Below are 22731 nucleotides of genomic sequence, written 5' to 3'. Positions count from 1 at the left end.
ATATATACGTAATATACAGCTGTTTTGTAAAATGTAGGGTGAAAAAACTTATAAACATACAAATATATATTATTTTAAAAAATAACTTGTGAAATATTCCACTTAATAATGTTAACGTTTTCGCAAAGTGAAAAGCACGTACCAGTTATTATGTACTTGTAAAGCATCAAACAAATTTAAAAGGAGGTACAACAAATGAAACATCCGATACATGTTACTTCAGAAATTGGGGAATTACAAACAGTTTTACTAAAACGTCCTGGTAAAGAAGTGGAAAACTTAACGCCAGATTATTTACAGCAATTATTATTTGACGATATTCCATACGTACCAATTATTCAAAAAGAACATGATTATTTTGCACAAACATTACGCAATCGGGGTGTTGAAGTTCTTTATTTAGAAAAACTAGCAGCTGAGGCGTTAGTTGATAAAAAGCTTCGGGAAGAATTTGTTGATCGTATTTTAAAAGAAGGACAGGCTGACGTAAACGTTGCACATCAAACTTTAAAAGAATATTTACTTTCCTTTTCAAATGAAGAATTGATTCAAAAAATTATGGGTGGTGTGCGGAAAAATGAAATTGAAACAAGTAAGAAAGCACATCTATATGAATTAATGGAAGATCATTATCCATTTTATTTAGATCCAATGCCAAATTTATATTTTACTCGTGATCCAGCAGCTACTATAGGTGACGGTTTAACAATTAATAAAATGAGAGAGCCGGCACGGAGACGTGAATCATTGTTTATGGAATATATCATTAAGCATCATCCACGATTTGCAAATCATAATGTGCCAGTTTGGTTAGATCGTGATTATAAGTTTCCAATTGAAGGTGGCGACGAGCTGATCTTAAATGAGGAAACAATTGCAATTGGAGTATCTGCTCGTACTTCAGCTAAAGCAATTGAGCGTTTAGCTAAAAATTTATTTAGTCGTCAAAATAAAATTAAGAAAGTACTAGCAATAGAAATTCCAAAATGTCGAGCATTTATGCATTTAGATACAGTATTTACAATGGTCGATTACGATAAATTTACAATTCATCCAGCTATCCAAGGACCAAAAGGAAATATGAATATATATACTTTAGAAAAAGGAAAGGATGAAGAAAATCTAAAAATTACACATCGTACATCTTTAACTGAAGCTTTAAAAGAAGTATTAGGTTTAAGTGAATTAGTACTTATTCCTTGCGGAGGAGGAGATGTAATTGCTTCTGCTCGTGAACAATGGAACGATGGATCAAATACATTAGCAATTGCGCCAGGAGTAGTTGTTACATATGATCGCAACTATGTATCCAATGCTTTATTACGTGAACATGGTATAGAAGTTATTGAAGTATTGAGTTCGGAATTATCTCGCGGTCGTGGGGGTCCACGTTGCATGAGTATGCCAATTGTTCGAAAAGATATTTAGTATAAATAACGGAGAAAGTAGGGATGAATCATGTTGATGACTAAACCAAACTTAAAAGGAAGAAGTTTTCTTGCTGAAAAAGATTTTACGAAAGAAGAATTATTATATTTTCTAGATTTAGCAGCAGAATTAAAAGAGAAAAAGAAAAATGGTATCCCGCACCGTTATTTAGAAGGGAAAAATGTAGCACTCTTATTTGAAAAAACTTCTACTCGTACACGGTGTGCATTTACAGTAGCTTGTACAGATTTAGGTGCAAACCCTGAATATTTAGGTAAAGGTGATATTCAGCTCGGGAAAAAAGAATCAGTCGAAGATACAGCAAAAGTTTTAGGACGTATGTTTGATGGGATTGAATTCCGTGGTTTTGATCATGCGACAGTAGAATCTCTAGCAAAAAATTCAGGCGTGCCAGTATGGAATGGTCTAACAGATATGTGGCATCCAACACAAACACTCGCAGATTTATTAACAATAAAAGAACATGTGGGACGATTAAAAGACGTTAAGCTCGTTTATGTTGGGGATGGGCGGAACAATGTAGCAAATAGCTTATTAGTTGGCGGTGCGATTGTCGGAATGGAAGTCCGTATTTGTACACCAGAATCATTATGGCCAGCACAAGAAGTTATTGATATGGCAAAAAAATATAATGACCGAATAATGGTAACAAGTAGTGTTGAAGAGGCTGTTGCAGGTGCAGATGTAATCTATACAGATGTATGGGTATCTATGGGGGAAGAAGATAAATTTGCTGAACGTATCGAACTATTGAAACCTTATCAAGTAAATATGCAAATGATTAAAAAAACGGGAAATGATAATGTGATGTTCTTACATTGTTTACCTGCATTCCATGATGTGGAAACAATGTATGGAGAAGAGATTTATGAAAAATATGGATTGAAAGAAATGGAGGTAAGTGACGAAGTATTCCGCAGTAAGCATTCAAAAGTATTTGATCAAGCAGAAAATAGAATGCATACAATTAAAGCGGTTATGGCAGCTACTTTAGGAAATATGGAATAAAGAAGGAAGTTATTCTTCCTTCTTTCTTTCTCCTCCTTTAGACACTATCATTCACTATTGTTGTTTTATTCTTATTGCAATTAAAGAGAGGTGAGTGTAATGGGTGAAGAAAAGAAATTAGGGTTATTGACTTTAACAGCCCTTGTAGTTGGCTCTATGATCGGTGGTGGAGCATTCAACTTAGCAAGTGATATGGCAAAAGGCGCTGGTGCAGGGGCCATTATTATCGGTTGGGTTATAACGGGAATTGGAATGATTGCGCTTGGATTATCATTTCAAAATTTAACTGTAAAAAGACCAGATTTAGATGGCGGTATTTTTAGTTATGCAAAAGCAGGATTTGGTAATTTTATGGGGTTTAATAGTGCGTGGGGATATTGGCTATCTGCTTGGCTTGGTAATGTAGCTTACGGCACATTATTGTTCTCTTCATTAGGTTATTTCTTCCCAGTCTTTGAAGGTGGACAAAATGTAGCTTCGATTATTGGAGCGAGCATATTACTATGGTGTGTCCACATGTTAATTTTACGCGGTGTACAATCAGCAGCACTTGTAAATTTAGTAACTACAATTGCGAAATTAGTGCCTGTATTTGTATTTATTGTTATAGGAATTTTCGCCTTTCATATTGATATTTTCTTAGATGGATTTTGGGGACAAGTTGGTTCTTTTTCTTGGGGAGCGGTAGGTAGCCAAGTTAAGAGTACAATGCTTGTAACGCTGTGGGTATTTATCGGTGTGGAAGGGGCTGTTGTTTTATCCAGTCGTGCTAAAAGCCGAAGTGATGTTGGGAAAGCAACAGTTATTGGATTAATTGGCACACTCATCATTTATATCCTACTTACATTACTATCTCTTGGTCTTATGCAACAAGCTGATGTTGCTAATTTGAAAAATCCAGCTATGGCGTATTTATTTGAAAGTGTTGTTGGAAAATGGGGTGCTATCTTTATTAACTTAGGTTTAGTCATCTCTGTATTAGGTGCTTGGCTAGGGTGGACTTTACTCGCTTCTGAAATCCCATATTTAGCTGCTAAAGACGGAGTATTTCCGAAGTGGTTCGCGAAAGAAAATAAGAACAAAGCTCCTGTAAACTCATTATGGATAACAAATGGTTTAATTCAAATTTTCTTATTAACATTTGTTGTTTCAGATCAAGCATATAACTTTGCATTTTCTCTCGCATCCTCTGCTATTTTAATTCCTTATGCCTTTTCAGCATTTTATCAATTTAAGCATAGTTTACAATCTGAAGAAAAAGATCGGACAAAAAATATAATCATTGGCTTGGTAGCAAGTATTTATGGAGTCTGGTTAGTTTATGCAGCAGGGTTAGAGTACTTGTTATTAACAATGACCTTATATGCACCTGGTATTTTCATCTTTTACAATGTTCAAAAGCAAACGAGTCAAAAGCAAATATTTACTCGCGTGGAATTGGCATCTTCTGTAGCAATTGGTGCCTTAGCATTCTTTGCGATTTATGGATTAATTACAGGAAGTATTACTTTATAGAGTTTTGTGAAACTAACAACAATTGGAGGGTTGAAATATGACACGAAGAAAAATCGTAGTTGCACTAGGAGGAAATGCCATACAATCTGGAAATGCTACTGCCGGGGCGCAGCAAGAAGCATTAGAAAGAACAGCAGAACAACTTGTCAAAATCATGGAAAATAACGTGGATATTGTGATTGCACATGGAAATGGACCGCAAGTAGGGAATATTTTATTGCAACAAAAAGCAGCGGATACGGAAAAAACACCGGCAATGCCGTTAGATACTTGTGGTGCAATGAGCCAAGGGATGATCGGATATTGGATGGAAAATGCAATTGAGAAGGCTTTGAAAAAGCGTAAAATAAAAAAAGAAGTAGCTACGGTTATAACACGTGTTGTCGTGGATGAAAAGGATGAGGCATTTCAAAATCCAACAAAACCAATTGGTCCTTTCTATACAGAAGAAGAAGCAAGAGCGTTAATGGAAGAAACAAAAGCCGTATTTAAAGAGGATGCAGGAAGAGGATGGAGACGCGTTGTGCCATCACCAAAGCCTGTGAGTATTCATGAGCATAAAGTAATCAATTCATTAGTTGAGGATGGAAATATAGTAATTGCTGTTGGAGGTGGAGGAATCCCTGTTATTGACTCTGAGGAAGGTTTAAAAGGTACTGAAGCTGTCATTGATAAGGACTTTGCAGCTCAAAAGTTAGCGGAATTAGTAGATGCTGATACGCTTGTTATTTTAACTGCAGTTGATTATGTTTATGTGAATTTTAATCAACCTAATCAAAAGAGATTAGAGGCTGTTACAATTGATGAATTGGAAGGGTATATACAGGAGAATCAATTTGCAGCAGGTAGTATGCTTCCGAAAATTGAAGCTGCTATTAATTTTGCTAATACAGATCCAAAGCGAAAAACAATTATTACTTCTTTAGAAAAGGTATATGAAGCATTAGAAGAAAAAGCAGGTACTATTATTTCTAAGCAGGACGTATATGCTTGTGTATAAACAGAGCTCTTCTATTACTAGTAATTTCAAAAAGAATGAGGTTAGTAACTTCATTCTTTTTACTTACTAGTATTTTTTTACTTACTAGTAATTTTTTGGTGACTAATGTTCATAAAGTATTCATGATAAGCAAAAGAAGTGTAGGTTAAGTGTGATAAAATAAAATTGAATGCGCTTTCTTGATGTTTCGCTCTGATATATAGCAAGAGAGAGGGAGTTTTATGAATAGACGGAACGTAGTTAAAGATCTGAAGCAGTTTGAATTATTTGCTCATTTAACAGAAAAAAAATTGAAAGGCTTAACAGAGTTTGTCTATTGGCGAACTTATAAGAAAGGTCAATTTTTATTTTTAGAAGGTGATTCAAGAGAAAGGATTTACCTTATGTTAGAGGGTTTTGTGAAGTTAGAGCGGGTGAATCAAAGTGGAAATTTATTATATGAGGACTATGTAAAGCGATATTCTATTTTTCCTTATGGCGGTATGTTTACAGACAAGGGATATAATTATACAGCGGAGGCAATGACAGATGTGGATGTGTATTATATTCCTACAGTGATTTTTGAAGATATGGTGAAAGCAAGTCGGACGCAGCTAATGTATGTTGTTCAGCAGTTATCCTCCATATTAAAAATTAACGAAAATCGCGTGCAAAATATTACAATTCCAAATGCACAAGATCGCGTCATTCAGACATTAAATTATTTAATGAATGATTTAGGAGAGCAGGATGGTGAAGAAATTGTAATTTCATGTCCGCTCACAACAATTGAAATTTCCAAAATATCTGGCACGTCTCGAGAGACGGTTAGTAGTGTATTAAAACAGTTAAAGAATGATAGTATTGTTACGGTGTTAAGTAAAAAAATAACAATACATGATCCAACTTATTTCGAGGAAATCTCGATGTGAAAACTGCATAAAAAATATTAGATAAGGGAAAGTATTGTTACACAGGAATAAGGCTAAATACCGATTCCCTTATTCATATTGTATATCAATAAAGTTCTTTATATATTTATAAGGAACTTTTTTCATGTTATTCACTATAAAAAAGATTGTATATTCCGATAATATTGGCTAAAATCGATAATAAAATACAAAGGGGGAAGGGAGAAAGAAAGAATGATTCGGATTGAATATGATCGATTAGTAGCCATTTTCTACAGTATCGGAGTATTACTATTAATAAAAATGCCAAACGATAATGAATTAATTGGGGAAAAATTATTTCACACATATGGAATTCCAGTAGATACATATATTTATATGAATTATAAGGTCTCAAATATATGGATTTTTTCTTTTGTATTACAGATAATCTCTTTTTTATTTCTGATGAAATGGTTAGCAAAAAAAGACTCTAATTGGTTGAAAAAATTAAATAAAATAAAAGTAGTTTGTATAAGTGTCTTCGTTATAACAATGCCGTTTACTTTAAATAAGATGCTTCAAACTCTTGATAGAACATGGCATTACACAGGTAAAAAAGGATTAGAAGCAATTGAATACAAAAAAGAGGATAGCCAATGTACAATGGAGAAAAAGGGAGATAATTTTGAACAAAATTGCGTCGTTACATTAAAAAATTATCACAATCATTCACAAGCATTACAGATTGTTTTATATCAAGATGCAAATCAGAAATTACAAGGCTATCAAATACCGACACCTATTTACTTACAGCGACATGAGACGAAGAAATTTGAGTTTCAAATTCCAGTTGTTTACGATGAAATCATAGCGGAAAATAAAGCACCAAATATTAAATTGCAGTCATTAAATGAAAATCATAAGACATATAATTAGTTTATGAAAATGCGGGTTGTTATTAGGAAAATAATTAGAAATGAAAAAGAAAAGTAAACTTTAGTCATCCAAAATGTTACGAAGAATCGGGCATAAATTGGATGATTTTTTATTTGTAATTTTATTTATTATAAGAAGTATTGAAAATCTCCAACAAGTTTAAGCATCATAAAAAATATGTAAGGTTAATCAAAAGGGGGTATTGTTTCTTAATAAAAGTAGATATTTAATAATAAGATAAAAAATTCTCATTGCAAACTCTCCATATTTTGTTATGATAGTGTTACGAAAACGTTTGCATAAAAATTTCCGAAGGGATGCAAAAGGAGAGAATTATTATGAATAAAACATGGTGGAAAGAAGCTGTCGCTTATCAAATTTATCCGCGTAGCTTTATGGATTCTAACGGCGACGGTATTGGAGATTTACAAGGTATTATCGCAAAGCTTGATTATTTAAAGGATTTAGGAATAGATGTAATTTGGATTTGTCCAATGTATAAATCACCGAATGATGATAATGGTTATGATATTAGTGATTATCAAGACATTATGGATGAGTTTGGCACGATGGCTGACTTCGATGAACTATTGGATGAGGTTCATAAACGCGATATGAAGCTCATTATTGATTTAGTTATTAATCATACGAGTGATGAACATCCTTGGTTTATTGAATCACGTTCTTCGAAAGATAATCCAAAACGCGATTGGTATATTTGGCGCGATGGTAAGGATGGGGAAGAACCAAATAACTGGGAAAGTATTTTTAGTGGTTCTGCTTGGGAATATGATGAAGTAACAGATCAATATTTCCTACACATATTCTCGCGTAAACAGCCGGATTTAAACTGGGAGAATGCAGAGGTCCGTGAAGCTTTATATGATACTGTAAACTGGTGGTTAGATAAAGGAATCGATGGTTTCCGTGTAGATGCAATCAGTCATATTAAAAAAGAAGAAGGTCTAAAAGACATGCCAAATCCAAAAGGGTTAAAGTATGTGCCTTCTTTTGATAAACATATGAATGTAAATGGAATTCAGCCACTCTTAGAAGAATTAAAGGAAAACACATTTTCTAAATACGACATTATGACTGTTGGAGAAGCAAATGGTGTCAAAATTGAAGATGCTGATCTTTGGGTTGGAGAAGAAAACGGTAAATTTAATATGGTATTTCAGTTTGAGCATTTAAGTTTATGGGATGCAGAAAAGAAAAAAGAACTTGATGTTGTGGAACTGAAAAAGGTGTTAACGAAGTGGCAAAAAGGATTAGAGAATAAAGGATGGAATGCACTTTATATTGAGAATCATGATAAACCACGTATTGTCTCTACATGGGGAGATGATAAACAGTATTGGCGTGAAAGTGCAACGGCTTTAGGCGCAATGTACTTCTTTATGCATGGGACACCATTTATTTATCAGGGTCAAGAAATTGGTATGACAAATGTTCAGTTCCCAAATATTGAAGATTATGATGATGTGGCAATTAAGAACTTGTACCGTGAAAAGATTGCAGAGGGTGTACCTCATCAAGAGATGATGGAAATTATATGGGCATCTTGTCGTGATAATTCACGTACACCAATGCAATGGAACGATGAAGAAAACGCTGGTTTTACAACTGGTACACCGTGGTTTGGTATGAATCCAAATTACAAAGAAATTAATGTTCAAAAGCAGCAAGTAGAGGCTAATTCTATCTTTAATTTCTACAAAAAGATGATTGCACTTAAAAAAGAGCATGATGTATTTAATTATGGCACATATGATTTAATCTTAGAGAATGATCCGCAAATTTATGCATATACGCGTTCGTTAAATGATGAAAAAGTGATTGTAATTAGTAATATTTCGAAGGAAGAAGCTGTGTACAATGAGGATTTATTTGCATTAGAACGCAAACGTTTGCTTTTGAATAACTATGAAGTGTTAGAACATGAAAAAGTTACTACAATTGCGTTGAAACCTTATGAAACAAGGGTTTATCGTATTTATTGATAAAAAAAGATGCTTTCATAGCATCTTTTTTTATGAAAAATAATAAATTTATATTGCAATGTGAAAACGCTTTTATTAAAATAGGTTTATGAAAACGTTTGCGCTGAAAGAGGGTATCGTTTTCATAAACAAAAAGAAATTATTATCTATATCATTAGGGATGTTATAAATTAAGGGGAGGAAGAAACAGATGAAAATTACGTCTTTTGATTTTTGGCAGAAGTTCGGGAAAGCATTGCTAGTTGTTGTAGCGGTTATGCCAGCTGCAGGTTTAATGATTTCCATCGGTAAGTTAATTGGTATGTCTGCTGGGGATGTAAATGCTGTACATACCATTGCCAGAGTAATGGAAGACATTGGTTGGGCGATTATTACAAACTTGCATATTTTATTCGCAGTAGCGATTGGGGGATCTTGGGCGAAAGATCGTGCAGGCGGTGCATTTGCAGCGCTGTTAGCATTCGTCTTAACGAACCGGATTACAGGAGCTATATTTGGCGTTAACGCTGAAATGTTAACGGATTCAAAAGCGAAAGTTTCTTCATTATTAGCTGGGGATTTACTTGTAAAAGATTATTTCACTTCCGTACTTGGTGCACCAGCATTGAATATGGGAGTATTCGTAGGGATTATTACAGGTTTCTTAGGAGCTACCTTATATAATAAATATTATAACTACAATAAATTACCACAAGCGTTAGCATTCTTTAATGGAAAACGATTTGTACCGTTTGTTGTAATTGTTTGGTCTACAATTACTGCTATTGTTTTATCACTTTTATGGCCATTCATCCAAAGTGGATTAAATGAATTTGGTCGCTGGATTGCAGCATCAAAAGATAGTGCACCAGTTGTTGCACCGTTCGTATATGGGACATTAGAGCGTTTGTTATTACCATTTGGATTACATCATATGTTAACGATTCCGATGAACTATACAGAGCTTGGCGGAACATATACGATGTTAACTGGATCAAAAGTTGGTCAGATTGTCGCAGGACAAGATCCATTATGGCTTGCATGGATTACAGATTTAAATAACTTGTTAGCAAATGGTGACACAAAAGCGTATAACGATGTATTAAATAATGTTGTTCCAGCGCGTTTCAAAGCAGGGCAAGTTATTGGTTCTACAGCAGCATTAATTGGTATTGCGTTTGCAATGTTCCGTAATGTTGATAAAGATAAACGTGCAAAGTATAAACCAATGTTCTTATCTGCAGCGTTAGCAGTATTTTTAACAGGTGTAACAGAACCTATTGAATTCATGTTCATGTTTATTGCACCGGTATTATATGTTGTATATGCAATTACAACAGGACTTGCATTTGCATTAGCAGATCTTATTAATTTACGCGTCCATGCATTTGGATTTATTGAGTTAATTACACGTACACCAATGATGATTAATGCGGGATTAACAAGGGATTTAATTAACTTTGTTGTTGTATCAGCAGTATTCTTTGGTTTAAACTTTACAGTATTCAATTTCTTAATTAAAAAGTTCAATCTACCAACGCCAGGACGTGCCGGTAACTATATTGATAACGAAGACGAATCTTCAGAAGGAAAAGCGGATATAAAAGAGGGTTCATTAGCGACAAAAGTTATTGATTTGTTAGGTGGGAAAGATAATATTGCGGATGTAGATGCTTGTATGACACGTTTGCGTGTAACCGTAAAGGATTTAGACATTGTTGCACCAGAGGCACAGTGGAAGCAAAATGGAGCTTTAGGTCTTATTGTAAAAGACAAAGGTGTTCAAGCTGTATATGGTCCGAAAGCTGATGTATTAAAATCAGATATTCAAGATATGTTAGGTGCATAATAAATGAAATTACTCACTTTAAACTGCCATTCTTGGCAAGAAGAGAATCAAATAGAGAAAATAAGACATCTTGCTAAAACGATTCAAGAAGAAGATTATGATGTTATTGCCTTACAAGAGGTCAGTCAGTCTATAAAAGCTCAAAGTGTATGCGATAACAAGAAAGAAGATAACTTTGGTCTTGTATTACTTGCAGAGCTAGAGAAGCTGGGTTCAGGAAATTACAGTATTGTTTGGGATTTCTCGCATATTGGTTACGACATATATGAAGAAGGGTTAGCGATTATAACGAAGCATTCAATTGTAAAACAAGATTCTTTCTTTGTATCAGAAAGTAAGGATACTTCTTATTGGAAAGCACGTAAAATTGTTAGTCTAACAATCTCTTATAAAGGTAAATATATAACCTTTTATTCTTGTCATCTTGGCTGGTGGAATGATGAAGAAGAATCGTTTCAAGGACAAGTGGATTGCTTAATGGAACATATTAATAAAAATGAATTCTCTTTTCTAATGGGTGATTTTAATAATAACGCTCGTTTACAAGGAGAAGGATACGATTATCTCATTCAAAAAGGACTTTACGACACATATGAACTAGCTTTTGAAAAAGATGAAGGAACAACTGTACAAGGGAAAATTGCTGGTTGGGATGAAAATAAGCAAAACTTACGAATTGATCTTATTTTAAGTAACAAGCCAACAAAAGTTATTTCTTCAAAAGTTATTTTCAATGGTGTAAATCGAAATGTTATTTCAGATCATTTCGGAGTAGAAATTCAATTGGACATATAATATAGAAGAAATCCTCATAGCTATGTAAGCGCTGTGAGGATTTTTTTCTGCGAATACAAGTATTTCCAAGAGAAAATACTTGTATTTTTTATGACATTTCCTATATATTTGTTATTACTGAATGTAAAACTAATTTGGTCATTTTGTATGAATTGTTTATCGGCTTCGTTATATAATGAAGTAAGTAAAAGGTTTTGGGAAAATAGTACATTTTCGTTTAATCCACGATGTAGAAAATGATATAATTGCAAAATGCATGTATCATTTTCTAAAGAAGGAAAAATATATAATTAGGTGATAGCTTATATGAAACAAATATGGCGTATTTATACGACGGACTTACGGAATGTAGCCAAACATTGGGCTGCAATTGTAATTGTATTAGGGCTAATGATTTTACCATCGTTATATGCATGGTTTAATATCAAAGCTTCTTGGGATCCTTATGGAAATACAAAAGACGTTCCAATAGCAGTTTCTAATGAAGATGTTGGATCAAACTTGCGTGGGAAAGATATTAACATCGGGAATGAAATTGTTGATTCACTAAAAGAGAACAAAAATCTTGGTTGGAAGTTTGTTGATGAAAAGCAAGCAATTCATGGAGTAGAACATGGAGAATACTATGCAAGTATTACAATTCCGAAAGACTTCTCAGAAAAAATTGCAACAGTCATTAGCGATAATCCACAAAAACCAGAACTTGATTATTTTGTGAATGAAAAAGTGAACGCCATTGCACCGAAAATCACAGCAAAAGGTGCATCAGGTATAACAGAAGAAATCAGTAAAAACTTCGTTAAAACAGCAAACGGTGAGATTTTTCAAGTTTTCAATGACCTTGGAATCGATTTAGAAACAAACTTACCAAGTATCGAAAAAGTGAAAGATCTTGTATTCAAGCTAGAAGCACAGTTCCCAGAAATGTATACACTTGTGAATACAGCATTAGATGATGCTACTAGAGCACAAGATCTTGTGAAAGTTGCACAAGAGGATTTACCGGTTGTAGAAAGTGTGATTAATGATGGGCAGGCAACATTGAAAAGTTTAGATGAATTTTTCGCACGAAATGATGAAACATTAAAGAATGCTCCAGGAACAATTAAGAGAGATTTAACAGTCATGAAAAAAGGAATGGATAGTGCAGCGACTATAACGGACTTCTTAATGGGTCCAGGGGTTAATTTGAATGTTCCTGATTTTTCTCAGCTGCCTACACTTCCTGAGTTCCCGGCAATGCCACAACTTCCACAACTTCCGGAACTTCCGAAGTTGAATACTGAGGGATATAAAGATATTGCGAGAAATATTAATCAAACTGTGAACAATGTTTTAAGCTCAGCACGTGTGGGAACTGCATATGCGCAAAGTGTTATGGATGGATTACAAAATGGAAATATTGATCCAGAGATGGCGAAGAAAAATATTGAGACGATTTCAAATAATTTTCAAACGCATATCGACAATCTTTCTTCAATCATTTCCATGATGTCTACTCTTCAACAGAATGCAACAACTGATTTCGGTAAGCAGTTCTTCGGTGATAGAATAGCGCATTTAACAGCTATTAGAGATGGTCAACAAGACTTGAACAATCGATTTAAACATCTTAATGATCTAATTAGTACAGGTCAAGAAGTAAAACAAGATGTGAGAGATGCGATTAATCAAAAATTAAACGCAACAAATGCTTTGATTGATAAAGCTGAGAAGGACTACAATGAAACATTTGTAGCTGATTATCAAAAAGCAGTTAGCACAGCAGAACAACTAAAAAATCTAGCTGGACAGTTAAATGGTGATGTAGAACAAGTTACAAACAAGATACAAGGCGATTATGAAAAAGCGAAGTCTCAATATAATCAGTTCAGAGATGGGTATGAAAATGTTAAAACCGATGCTCAAAAAGCAGTAGAAGACCTGCAAAATAAGGGTGTCAATGGTCTAGATTCAACAAAAGTAGCTTTAAATAGTTTAAACAGTCAATTCCAAGCGACTTCCAATATGATTGGTGATATGATTCCTGTCTTAGAGAATGCCAACAAAGTTTTAGCTGATGTAAATAGCGATAAAAACTTTAATGATCAAATTGCGAAGTTGAAAAAAGCACAAGATGGTCTACAAAAAGGCATGGAATTAACGGATAAAGGAATTGACGCTATTAATAAAGGACAGCAACCAGCAAAAGATGTCATTGAAAGTATTAATGAAGTATCGAAAAATGTTTCAGCTGAATTAGGTGACATTTTAGCAAGATACGATTCAGAAATCGTTCCGAACTTCAATGCAGCAATTGCTCGTACAAAAGAGATGTCAAAAAATACATCTAAGATTTTAAACGACGCAGATAAAAAGCTTCCAGATGTAAAAAAACTGCTAGAAGATTCATCAAAAGGTTTAGTAGAAGGTAAAAAGAAAGTAGAAGATATTAAAGCAGAAATGCCAGCTACTGAGAAAAAGATTAAAGAATTAGCAGATAAAATTCGTAAGTTTGAGTCGGAAGAAGATATAAAAGATATCATCCGTTTATTGAAAAACGATGTTGAAAAGCAAAGTGATTATTTTGCAAATCCAGTAAATTTAAAAGAAAATAAATTATTTGCGATGCCGAACTATGGTTCTGCGATGTCACCATTCTATACAGTGCTTGCGTTATGGGTAGGAGCATTGTTAATGGTTTCGTTATTAACAGTAGAAGTACATGAGGAAGGCGCAAATTATAAGAGTCATGAGATTTACTTCGGACGCTTCTTAACATTTTTAACAATTGGTCTTACGCAGGCGTTTATCGTATCAATGGGTGATATATTCTTACTCGGTACGTATGTAGTCGATAAATTCTGGTTTGTTTTATTCAGCTTATTTATCAGTGCAGTCTTTGTTTGTATCGTATACTCACTCGTTTCTGTTTTTGGAAACGTTGGGAAATCGATGGCGATTGTTTTACTGGTACTGCAAGTAGCTGGATCAGGCGGGACATTCCCAATTCAAATGACGCCACCGTTCTTCCAAGCAATTTATCCATTCTTACCGTTTACGTATGCAATTAGTGCCCTTCGTGAAACAGTAGGTGGAATGCTTTGGGATATTGTAATAAGAGATCTTCTCGTGTTAAGTGTCTTCATCGTAATCATGCTTATTATCGCATTATTACTGAAAACACCGATTAATAAGTCGAGTGAAAAATTTGTTGAGAATGCAAAAGGAAGTAAGATCATTCACTAATTAGAAAAGGTTCCTACCAAATTTGGTAGGAACCTTTTCATTATCTTTAAAGATAGGTTTAATCAAATTTTAATTTTTTTAATGCTTCTGCTAGCGCGTTATTCAAAGGTTCTTCTTGTTTTTGTTGCTGCTTCATATATTTTTGGACGTAACGCTTATCAGCTTTACTACCAGACTCTTTCTTACGGCGTTCTTGGAATGAAGAAAGCTTCTCACGATATCCGCATTTACATGCGAAGATTTGACCGTCTCCTTCACCGCGAAGTTCTAGTTTTTTCTTACATTGAGGACAGCGTGCGTTTGTAGTACGGGATACATTTTTACGGTGACCGCATTCACGATCTTGGCACACAAGCATTTTACCTTTTTTTCCATTTACTTCTAGCATTGGTTTACCACAGTCTGGACAAGTTTTTGTTGAAATATTGTCATGCTTATATTTTTTATCGCTCGATTTAATTTCGGCAACAATTTCTTTTGTATAGTTTTTCATTTCTAAAATGAATACTTCTTTTTTTAGTTTGCCGTTTGCGATTGCCTCAAGCTTTTGTTCCCACTCGGCAGTTAGGGTAGGAGATTTTAATTCTTCTGGTACTAAATCAAGTAACTGACGGCCTTTTGATGTAATGTGAATATCTTTACCACGCTTTTCGATTAAGAACGAATTGAATAGCTTGTCGATAATGTCGGCGCGTGTAGCTACGGTACCTAGTCCACCAGTTGATTTTAACGTGTCAGCAAGTTTTTTATTTTGCGAGCCCATGTACTTTGTAGGGTTTTCCATTGCTGAAAGTAATGTCGCTTCATTAAAACGTGCAGGTGGTTTTGTTTGACCTGATGTTTGTGCAATTAGTTTCACGTTTAATGTATCGTCTTTTTCGATGCGAGGTAAGATCTGCTCTTTTAAATCTTCAGCTGCATCGTCATCTTCAAATCTGTTTTCATATACTTCTTTCCAACCAGAATTTAAAATTGTTTTGCCACGTGCAACGAATGTTTCATCACCAATTTTTGTGCGTAACGTTAGTTGTTCATATTCGAAGGCTGGGAATAAAACTGCTAAGAAGCGTTTTATAACTAAATCATAAATTTTGCGTTCTTTATCTGTGAAAGCTGAGAAGTTTACATAGCTTTCTGTTGGAATGATTGCGTGATGATCACTTACTTTACTATCATCAACAAACGATTTAGCAGATTTGATTGGTTTATTTAAAATCTTATGAGCTAAAGGACGATATTCTCCTACCCCGCACGCCTTCAGACGTTCTGGAAGTGTTCCTACAATATCAGATGAGATATAGCGTGAATCTGTACGAGGATACGTTAAAACTTTATGTTGCTCATACAATTTTTGCATAATATTTAACGTTTCTTTTGCGGAGTAACCAAAGATTTTATTCGCATCACGTTGTAGTTCAGTTAAATCATAAAGACCAGGAGAGAATGATTTTTTCTGCTTTTTCTCAATTTCCACGACAGTAGCATTTTGTTTGTCCAGTTTTTTCACAATTGCATCCGTTTTTTCTTTATCAAAACTACGTCCATTGCCTTTAGCATCTTGCCAAGTCAGTTTTAACTTGTCTGTTGTTTGGGCTTCGATACCGTAGTATGTTTGTGCTTTGAAGTTTTTAATTTCGTCCTCACGACCTGCAATGATAGCCACAGTAGGTGTTTGCACACGACCACAGTTTAGTTGTGCATTAAACCTTGTAGTTAATGCACGTGTTGCATTAAGGCCGATATACCAGTCAGCCTCCGAACGTGCGACAGCCGAAGCGTATAAATTGTCATATGCTTTACCTGGCTTTAAGTTTGCGAAGCCATCTTTGATTGCTTTATCAGTAACAGATGAGATCCATAGACGTTTGATAGGTTTATTAATTCTAACTTTATCAATAATCCAACGAGCGACTAATTCTCCCTCTCTTCCTGCGTCTGTAGCCACTATTATTTCATTTACATCTTTTCTAATCAGTTGGCTTTTAACGGCATTAAACTGCTTGCCAGTTTGCTTAATCACTGTCAATTTCAAACGATCAGGTAGCATTGGCAGATCTTCTAGATTCCACTTTTTGTATTTCACATCATAGCTTTCTGGATCTGCTAATGTAACGAGATGCCCTAAAGCCCAAGTAACGATATATTTATTACCTTCAAGATAACCATTTCCTTTTTTATCACACTGTAGTACACGGGCAATATCACGTGCAACAGAAGGTTTCTCAGCAATTACAACACTTTTTGCCATATTTAAAACATCCTTTCAAGTTTCCGTAAGTTAAATATAGCATAGATCCTTTTCGGATTCAGTTATGCCGAAGATTCTAACCTTTTGCTATAAATTTCTACATCTTTAAATAGTTAAGGTGCGAAAGTTTTAGTATTTCGTATATAACAAAATAATTGTTTTTCTTTTTGAAAGGAAAAACAATTATTTTGCAAAGTGGAAAAGTATCAAAGCGTGATGTTGTGAAGTATATGAAACAACAAAATTAAGATGATGAACCACGTTATCCTGCGTTAGCGGAAGTGTTGGCGAAATTCAAGTTTGGTTCAAAAACATAAGAAGAAAGCCCAGTTTTCCTTATCTCAAAGGGGAATTGGTTTTTTTATTAATCTTGTAGACAGGATAGGTTTCCTCATATGAATAAAAAAGCGATATAAATAAATGGTATTCGTTGACATCGTAAATGAATTTCATTATCATTAAAGGAGGTTGTCTGATTATTGCTAAAATGTCAGATATAAAATCAATTATTACATATAGTAAAGTATGAGTTTAATTGATAATCAAAATCATTTGTATCCCGCATGAACGGGTAGTAGGAAATACTTACTAGTGAAAGTCATCCCGCATTAACGAGCAGTAATACTCCCACCTCAAAGTTCTGCGAAAGCAAAGAAGTTAGGTGGAAGATAAACTGCCCGTAAAAGCCCGATTGGTTCAACTAATAATCAGTGGGGGATGGAGAAAACCCCCACTGATTAAAGTTTCATTTTATGTTTTATATCATTCTATGTATAGATGAGGGGGATAAAATGATAGGATTATAGTCTGTTTGAAATCAAATGATGGCGACAGAACATAATCTGCACCATGAAGAAATTATGAAAAAAAGATATTTGTTTATCATGCTTATTGTTTTATCAATTGCGTCTATTTTTATCGGTGTAAAAGATATTAAGCCGACAGACATTTTACATTTAGATCAAGGACAGCTCCAAATTTTACTTGTTAGCAGATTACCGCGCTTAATTAGTATTATTGTAGCCGGTATTAGTTTAAGTATAAGTGGCTTAATTATGCAGCAATTGAGCAGAAATAAGTTTGTATCTCCAACAACTGCGGGGACGATGGATAGCGCAAAGTTAGGCGTTTTAGTTTCATTGTTGCTATTTACGTCAGCAAGCCCACTTGAAAAAATGTTGGTAGCATTTATTTTTGCGTTAGCTGGCACATTTTTATTTATGCAAATTTTGAAGAGAATTAAGTTTAAGGATACAATTTTCATTCCACTTGTTGGGATTATGTTTGGAAATATTATTAGTTCCATTACAACATTCTTTGCTTATAAATATGACTTAATTCAAAATATCAATTCATGGCTACAAGGTGACTTTTCAATGATTATGAAGGGAAGATATGAAATTTTATATTTAAGTATCCCGCTTGTGATCATTGCCTTTTTATACGCAAATCGTTTTACCGTTGCTGGAATGGGAGAAGATTTTGCAGCGAATTTAGGGATGAATTACAACCGTGTGCTAAATATCGGTCTCATTATCGTCGCTTTAATCTCTGCATTGGTTGTCTTAACTGTCGGAATGATTCCGTTTTTAGGGCTTATTATTCCAAACATTGTTTCGATTTACCGCGGGGATAATTTGAAAAATAGTTTACCTCATACTGCTTTACTCGGAGCAGTTTTCGTACTTGCTTGCGATATACTTGGCCGCATCGTGATTTATCCGTACGAGATTTCTATCGGTCTTACAGTAGGGGTAATCGGAAGCGGAATCTTCCTTTATTTATTGATGAGGAGAAACGCATATGCAGCATAGAAAACAAACAAATCATAAAAAAATGTTGGCAGTGCTTGCCATTTTATCAATTGTAGCTATTGGGATATTTTTATTTATTAACTTAAATATGAATACGTTAGATTATGCATTGCCAAGAAGAGGGAAGAAATTGTTGGCAATGGTTATAACGGGCGGAGCAATTGCGTTTTCGTCTATGATTTTTCAAACGATTAGTAACAACCGTATTTTAACACCTAGTGTCATTGGTTTAGATTCACTCTATATGTTTATTCAAACATTTGTTGTGTTTGTGTTTGGATCGCAGCATATAGCGATGATGAATACAAATATTAACTTTCTTATATCCATAAGTTTAATGGTTGTCTTTTCGCTATTTCTTTATAAATTTCTCTTTAAGAGGGAAGGCAACAATATTTACTTCTTATTGTTAATTGGGTTAATATTTGGTACATTCTTTCAAAGTTTATCTTCCTTTATGCAAGTGCTCATTGATCCAAATGAGTTTCAAATTGTACAAGGAAAAATGTTTGCTAGTGTAAATAACGTAAAAACAGAGTTACTTGTAACGTCTATTATCGGAATTGTATTAGTTATTGCATATGTGTATAAGGAACTGAAGTTATTAGATGTACTATCACTAGGAAGAGAAGAGGCTATTAATTTAGGTGTAGACTACGATAAAGTTGTGAAAAAGCTGTTAATTGTAATTGCGATTCTAGTTTCTATTTCTACAGCACTAGTTGGACCAATTACATTTTTAGGATTACTTGTAGTTAACGTTGCGCGTGAATGTTTACGTACATATCAGCACAAATATTTAATAGCAGGTTCTATCTTTATTAGTATTATTGCCCTAGTAGGGGGGCAATTGATTGTTGAAAGATTGTTTGAATTTAATACAACTTTAAGTGTTATTGTGAATTTTGTTGGTGGAGTATACTTCATCTATCTTCTATTAAAGGAGAGCAAGACATGGTAGAAGTAAGAAATGTATCAAAACAATATGGAAATAAAAATGTTGTTGAGGATGTCTCTATTAAAATAGCAAAAGGGAAAATAACATCCTTTATCGGGCCGAATGGAGCTGGAAAAAGTACAGTTCTTTCTATGATGAGCAGGCTGTTACAAAAAGATGCTGGTGAAATCTATATAGAGGATAAAGAAATTGGCGAATGGAAGAGTAATGAGCTTGCCAAAAAAATCTCTATTTTAAAGCAAACAAATCATATCAATTTAAGACTTACAATTCGGGAATTAGTTAGCTTTGGAAGATTTCCATATTCACAAGGTAATCTATCAAAGGAAGATTGGAATCATATTGAAGAAGCAATCCGTTATATGGAGCTTGAAGATATTCAATATAAGTATTTAGATCAGCTCAGTGGTGGGCAACGGCAAAGAGCATATATCGCCATGGTCATTGCTCAAAATACAGAATACATTTTGCTAGATGAGCCGCTTAACAATTTAGATATGAAACATTCTGTCCAAATTATGAAAGTACTGAGACGCTTAGTTGAAGAGCTTGGCAAAACAATTGTTATTGTCATTCATGATATTAACTTTGCTTCTTGTTACTCCGATCGCATCGTTGCTTTGAAAGATGGAAAAGTAATGAAAGAAGGAGCAACAAATGAAATTATTGATCCGGTTGTTTTGAAAGATATTTATGATATGAATATTCATATTGAGGAAATTGCCGGAAATAATATATGTATTTATTTTTCATAGTGGGGGTTATTTTGGTAGTACTAGCTTACTATCTATTTAAAATAATTTTTAAAAATTTATAGAGGTGATTAAAGTGAAAAAATTAGCAATGCTATTATTAACTTTCATGCTTGCAATTGTAGCTGTAGCTTGTAGCAACAACGCTTCTTCTGATAAAAAAACAGAAGCAAGTGAAAGTAAAGAAATTACGATTAAGCATAAATTAGGAGAAACAAAAGTTAAAACAAACCCGAAAAAAGTTGTCGTATTTGACTTTGGTTCATTAGATACATTAGATAAATTAGGTGTTGAAGTAACTGGTGTACCACAAAAGAGTGTACCAAAATACCTTTCTAAATATGAAGATAAAAAATACACAAACGTTGGTGGTTTAAAAGAGCCAGACTTTGAAAAAATTAATGAAATTAATCCAGATTTAATTATCATTTCTGGAAGACAATCTGATTCATACAAAGAATTTGAAAAAATTGCTCCAACAATTTATGTAGAACAAGATACAAAAGATTATATGAAATCATTTAAAGAAAACACAGAAATGTTAGCGAAAATCTTCGGTAAAGAAGATCAAGCGAAAAAAGAAATTGCAACAGTTGAAAAAGATATAAAAGCATTAAATGAAAAAGCTACGAAAAGTGATAAAAAAGGTTTAATTATCTTAGCAAATGACGGTCAAGTAAGTGCATATGGTCCAAATTCTCGCTTTGGTATTATTCATGACGTATTTGGTGTAGCTCCTGTGGATACAGAACTTAAAGCGGATACGCATGGTAATAAGATTTCATTTGAATACATTCTTGAGAAAAACCCAGATTACTTATTTGTAATCGATAGAGGTGCTGTTGTTGGCGGTAAATCTTCTGCAAAACAAGTTGTGGAAAATGAAATTGTTAGCAAAACGAATGCTGCGAAAAACAACAATGTAATCTATTTAGATGCAAACTACTGGTACCTATCTGGTGGCGGACTTGAGTCTGTATCAGCAATGGTGAAAGAAGTATCTGAAGCCTTAAAATAATAAGATGAGAAACAGTGATAGGATTCATTTCCTATCACTGTTTTTGTATATAAATATGGATTGAAAGACCGACATAAAACCATTCCTTTTAGGTGGTAGAGAGAATCCGCCGGTGGATAGAAGCGGTCAGTTCCTTTTTTAGCCCCATGCCATGTGAAAACAGAAGGAGAAAATGAGAGGAAGTCTCTTTTTATTTTTCATAGCCGCAATTTATATGTTGGAAAATCAACTTGGATTTATATATGATAGAGTAAAGAACTTGTTATTTTACTAGAATAAGAGTAGACTCTGAAGTAGATGAATAAGAAAACACATGGGAGTTTGCGGATGCAAACTGAGAGTACGGCTAATCTGTCGTTGACCATTTGAACCTGTTGGATAATGCCAGCGTAGGGAGAGTGTAAAAGCACATGTTCAGGCACTTTGCATACGCGAAGTGTCTTTTTGTGTATCTCCCACTATTAAGTTAGGAGATGAAAAGAATGAATATACAAGAAATCAAAAAAGTAGTGGAGAAAGTAAGAGAATCTAATCCACTTGTGCATAATATTACAAATGTTGTTGTGACAAATTTTACAGCGAATGGCTTACTTGCATTAGGGGCCTCACCTGTTATGGCATATGCAAAAGAAGAAGTAGCGGAAATGGCTAGTATTGCTGGAGCACTTGTTTTAAACATGGGTACACTTCGTCCTGAAGAGGTAGAAGCAATGTTACTTGCTGGTAAATCAGCGAATACGAATCATGTACCAGTATTGTTTGATCCAGTTGGTGCAGGCGCAACTTCTTATCGAACAGAAGTTGCAAGGTACATTCCAAGTGAAGTGGATTTAGCAATGATTCGCGGAAATGCAGCGGAAATTGCTAATGTAATTAATGAGAAATGGGAAATTAAAGGTGTCGATGCTGGAATCGGAAACGGTGATGTTGTAGGAATTGCGAAACAAGCGGCAGATGAACTAGATACAGTTACGGTGATTACCGGAAAAGAAGACGTTGTGACAGATGGTGAGCGAACTGTTATCGTTCGTAATGGTCATCAGATTTTAACGAAAGTCACAGGAACAGGCTGTCTATTAACTTCTGTAATGGGAGCATTTGCAGCAGTTGAAAAAGATTATGTAAAAGCAGCAGTTGCTGCATTAACATTTTATGGCGTGGCAGCAGAAATAGCTGCTGTTAAAACAGTAGAATTAGGACCAGGAAGTTTCCAAATTGAATTTTTGAATCAGCTAGCAAACACTACTGCGAATGATATCGAGCAATATGGAAATCTCCAAGAGGTGCAGTAAGAGGGGGTGAGAGAC

16 protein-coding genes and 1 riboswitch are annotated in these 22731 nt (G+C 34.4%); of the genes, 15 read left to right on the top strand and 1 reads right to left on the bottom strand.

Translation table 11 applies throughout. From position 1 onward, the window contains the following. Window positions 1-195: 195 nt before the first annotated feature. The 10 genes from arcA to Y7E_RS0125700 all read left to right on the top strand — a co-directional run bounded on the left by arcA (window position 196) and on the right by Y7E_RS0125700 (window position 14634). Complete coding sequence (arcA, locus tag Y7E_RS0125745) at window positions 196-1428, top strand: arginine deiminase (protein ID WP_017154085.1); 1233 nt, start codon at window positions 196-198, stop codon at window positions 1426-1428. Between the two features lie 30 nt (window positions 1429-1458). Next, entirely contained in the window at window positions 1459-2457 is a 999-nt protein-coding gene (gene argF / locus Y7E_RS0125740) for an ornithine carbamoyltransferase (protein ID WP_026049354.1), read from the top strand. A gap of 99 nt (window positions 2458-2556) precedes the next feature. Next, window positions 2557-3972 carry an arginine-ornithine antiporter gene (gene arcD / locus Y7E_RS0125735; protein ID WP_017154083.1) on the top strand — a complete coding sequence of 472 codons (1416 nt, stop codon included), beginning with the start codon at window positions 2557-2559 and terminating at the stop codon, window positions 3970-3972. A 37-nt stretch (window positions 3973-4009) separates the two neighbouring features. Continuing rightward, on the top strand, window positions 4010-4972 hold the full coding sequence (gene arcC / locus Y7E_RS0125730) for a carbamate kinase (RefSeq protein ID WP_017154082.1): 963 nt from the start codon (window positions 4010-4012) through the stop codon (window positions 4970-4972). 221 nt (window positions 4973-5193) lie between these two features. Then, window positions 5194-5883, top strand: coding sequence for a Crp/Fnr family transcriptional regulator (locus Y7E_RS0125725; protein ID WP_017154081.1), 690 nt, complete (start codon window positions 5194-5196; stop codon window positions 5881-5883). Between the two features lie 213 nt (window positions 5884-6096). Beyond that, complete coding sequence (locus tag Y7E_RS0125720; RefSeq protein WP_017154080.1) at window positions 6097-6780, top strand: hypothetical protein; 684 nt, start codon at window positions 6097-6099, stop codon at window positions 6778-6780. Between the two features lie 338 nt (window positions 6781-7118). Next, a complete protein-coding gene (locus tag Y7E_RS0125715; RefSeq protein ID WP_017154079.1) occupies window positions 7119-8783 on the top strand; it encodes a glycoside hydrolase family 13 protein in 1665 nt (554 codons plus the stop codon). Between the two features lie 190 nt (window positions 8784-8973). Further along, complete coding sequence (locus Y7E_RS0125710; RefSeq protein ID WP_017154078.1) at window positions 8974-10611, top strand: PTS transporter subunit IIBC; 1638 nt, start codon at window positions 8974-8976, stop codon at window positions 10609-10611. Window positions 10612-10614: 3 nt separating this feature from the next. After that, complete coding sequence (locus Y7E_RS0125705) at window positions 10615-11406, top strand: endonuclease/exonuclease/phosphatase family protein (RefSeq protein WP_017154077.1); 792 nt, start codon at window positions 10615-10617, stop codon at window positions 11404-11406. Between the two features lie 306 nt (window positions 11407-11712). Then, complete coding sequence (locus Y7E_RS0125700; RefSeq protein ID WP_017154076.1) at window positions 11713-14634, top strand: YhgE/Pip domain-containing protein; 2922 nt, start codon at window positions 11713-11715, stop codon at window positions 14632-14634. Between the two features lie 58 nt (window positions 14635-14692). Here Y7E_RS0125700 and Y7E_RS0125695 read toward each other — a convergent pair whose 3' ends face one another. Further along, window positions 14693-16882 carry a DNA topoisomerase III gene (locus Y7E_RS0125695; RefSeq protein ID WP_017154075.1) on the bottom strand — a complete coding sequence of 730 codons (2190 nt, stop codon included), beginning with the start codon at window positions 16880-16882 and terminating at the stop codon, window positions 14693-14695. An 860-nt stretch (window positions 16883-17742) separates the two neighbouring features. Here Y7E_RS0125695 and Y7E_RS0125690 point away from each other — a divergent pair. The 5 genes from Y7E_RS0125690 to thiM all read left to right on the top strand — a co-directional run bounded on the left by Y7E_RS0125690 (window position 17743) and on the right by thiM (window position 22716). Continuing rightward, window positions 17743-18696: an ABC transporter permease gene (locus Y7E_RS0125690; RefSeq protein ID WP_026049353.1), complete on the top strand. Its 954-nt coding sequence runs from the start codon at window positions 17743-17745 to the stop codon at window positions 18694-18696. Beyond that, window positions 18686-19657 carry an iron chelate uptake ABC transporter family permease subunit gene (locus Y7E_RS0125685; RefSeq protein WP_017154073.1) on the top strand — a complete coding sequence of 324 codons (972 nt, stop codon included), beginning with the start codon at window positions 18686-18688 and terminating at the stop codon, window positions 19655-19657. The genes Y7E_RS0125690 and Y7E_RS0125685 overlap by 11 nt, the downstream gene beginning before the upstream one ends. Further along, window positions 19651-20409, top strand: coding sequence for an iron ABC transporter ATP-binding protein (locus Y7E_RS0125680; RefSeq protein ID WP_017154072.1), 759 nt, complete (start codon window positions 19651-19653; stop codon window positions 20407-20409). The genes Y7E_RS0125685 and Y7E_RS0125680 overlap by 7 nt, the downstream gene beginning before the upstream one ends. Before the next feature lie 73 nt (window positions 20410-20482). After that, window positions 20483-21424: a siderophore ABC transporter substrate-binding protein gene (locus Y7E_RS0125675; RefSeq protein ID WP_017154071.1), complete on the top strand. Its 942-nt coding sequence runs from the start codon at window positions 20483-20485 to the stop codon at window positions 21422-21424. A gap of 303 nt (window positions 21425-21727) precedes the next feature. Next, a riboswitch (TPP riboswitch) is annotated at window positions 21728-21837 on the top strand. Between the two features lie 60 nt (window positions 21838-21897). After that, the gene (gene thiM, locus Y7E_RS0125670; RefSeq protein WP_340139933.1) at window positions 21898-22716 is read left to right on the top strand and encodes a hydroxyethylthiazole kinase; all 819 of its coding nucleotides are present in this window, start codon (window positions 21898-21900) and stop codon (window positions 22714-22716) included. Window positions 22717-22731 lie beyond the last annotated feature (15 nt).

This window comes from Bacillus bingmayongensis (assembly GCF_000299035.1).
Taxonomy (GTDB): Bacteria; Bacillota; Bacilli; order Bacillales; family Bacillaceae_G; genus Bacillus_A; species Bacillus_A bingmayongensis.
The sequence above is the reverse complement of the archived record's forward strand: the minus strand, read 5'-3'. Positions and strand labels throughout refer to the sequence as shown.

What these genes read in the sequence shown, in the direction of transcription:
- arcD (WP_017154083.1), top strand. Translation starts at nt 2,557, where the DNA reads ATGGGTGAAGAAAAGAAATTAGGGTTATTGACTTTAACAGCCCTTGTA.
- Y7E_RS0125690 (WP_026049353.1), top strand. Translation starts at nt 17,743, where the DNA reads ATGAAAAAAAGATATTTGTTTATCATGCTTATTGTTTTATCAATTGCG.
- Y7E_RS0125680 (WP_017154072.1), top strand. Translation starts at nt 19,651, where the DNA reads ATGGTAGAAGTAAGAAATGTATCAAAACAATATGGAAATAAAAATGTT.
- Y7E_RS0125725 (WP_017154081.1), top strand. Translation starts at nt 5,194, where the DNA reads ATGAATAGACGGAACGTAGTTAAAGATCTGAAGCAGTTTGAATTATTT.
- Y7E_RS0125685 (WP_017154073.1), top strand. Translation starts at nt 18,686, where the DNA reads ATGCAGCATAGAAAACAAACAAATCATAAAAAAATGTTGGCAGTGCTT.
- Y7E_RS0125695 (WP_017154075.1), bottom strand. Translation starts at nt 16,882, where the DNA reads ATGGCAAAAAGTGTTGTAATTGCTGAGAAACCTTCTGTTGCACGTGAT.
- arcC (WP_017154082.1), top strand. Translation starts at nt 4,010, where the DNA reads ATGACACGAAGAAAAATCGTAGTTGCACTAGGAGGAAATGCCATACAA.
- Y7E_RS0125715 (WP_017154079.1), top strand. Translation starts at nt 7,119, where the DNA reads ATGAATAAAACATGGTGGAAAGAAGCTGTCGCTTATCAAATTTATCCG.
- Y7E_RS0125710 (WP_017154078.1), top strand. Translation starts at nt 8,974, where the DNA reads ATGAAAATTACGTCTTTTGATTTTTGGCAGAAGTTCGGGAAAGCATTG.
- argF (WP_026049354.1), top strand. Translation starts at nt 1,459, where the DNA reads ATGTTGATGACTAAACCAAACTTAAAAGGAAGAAGTTTTCTTGCTGAA.
- arcA (WP_017154085.1), top strand. Translation starts at nt 196, where the DNA reads ATGAAACATCCGATACATGTTACTTCAGAAATTGGGGAATTACAAACA.
- Y7E_RS0125700 (WP_017154076.1), top strand. Translation starts at nt 11,713, where the DNA reads ATGAAACAAATATGGCGTATTTATACGACGGACTTACGGAATGTAGCC.
- thiM (WP_340139933.1), top strand. Translation starts at nt 21,898, where the DNA reads ATGAAAAGAATGAATATACAAGAAATCAAAAAAGTAGTGGAGAAAGTA.
- Y7E_RS0125705 (WP_017154077.1), top strand. Translation starts at nt 10,615, where the DNA reads ATGAAATTACTCACTTTAAACTGCCATTCTTGGCAAGAAGAGAATCAA.
- Y7E_RS0125720 (WP_017154080.1), top strand. Translation starts at nt 6,097, where the DNA reads ATGATTCGGATTGAATATGATCGATTAGTAGCCATTTTCTACAGTATC.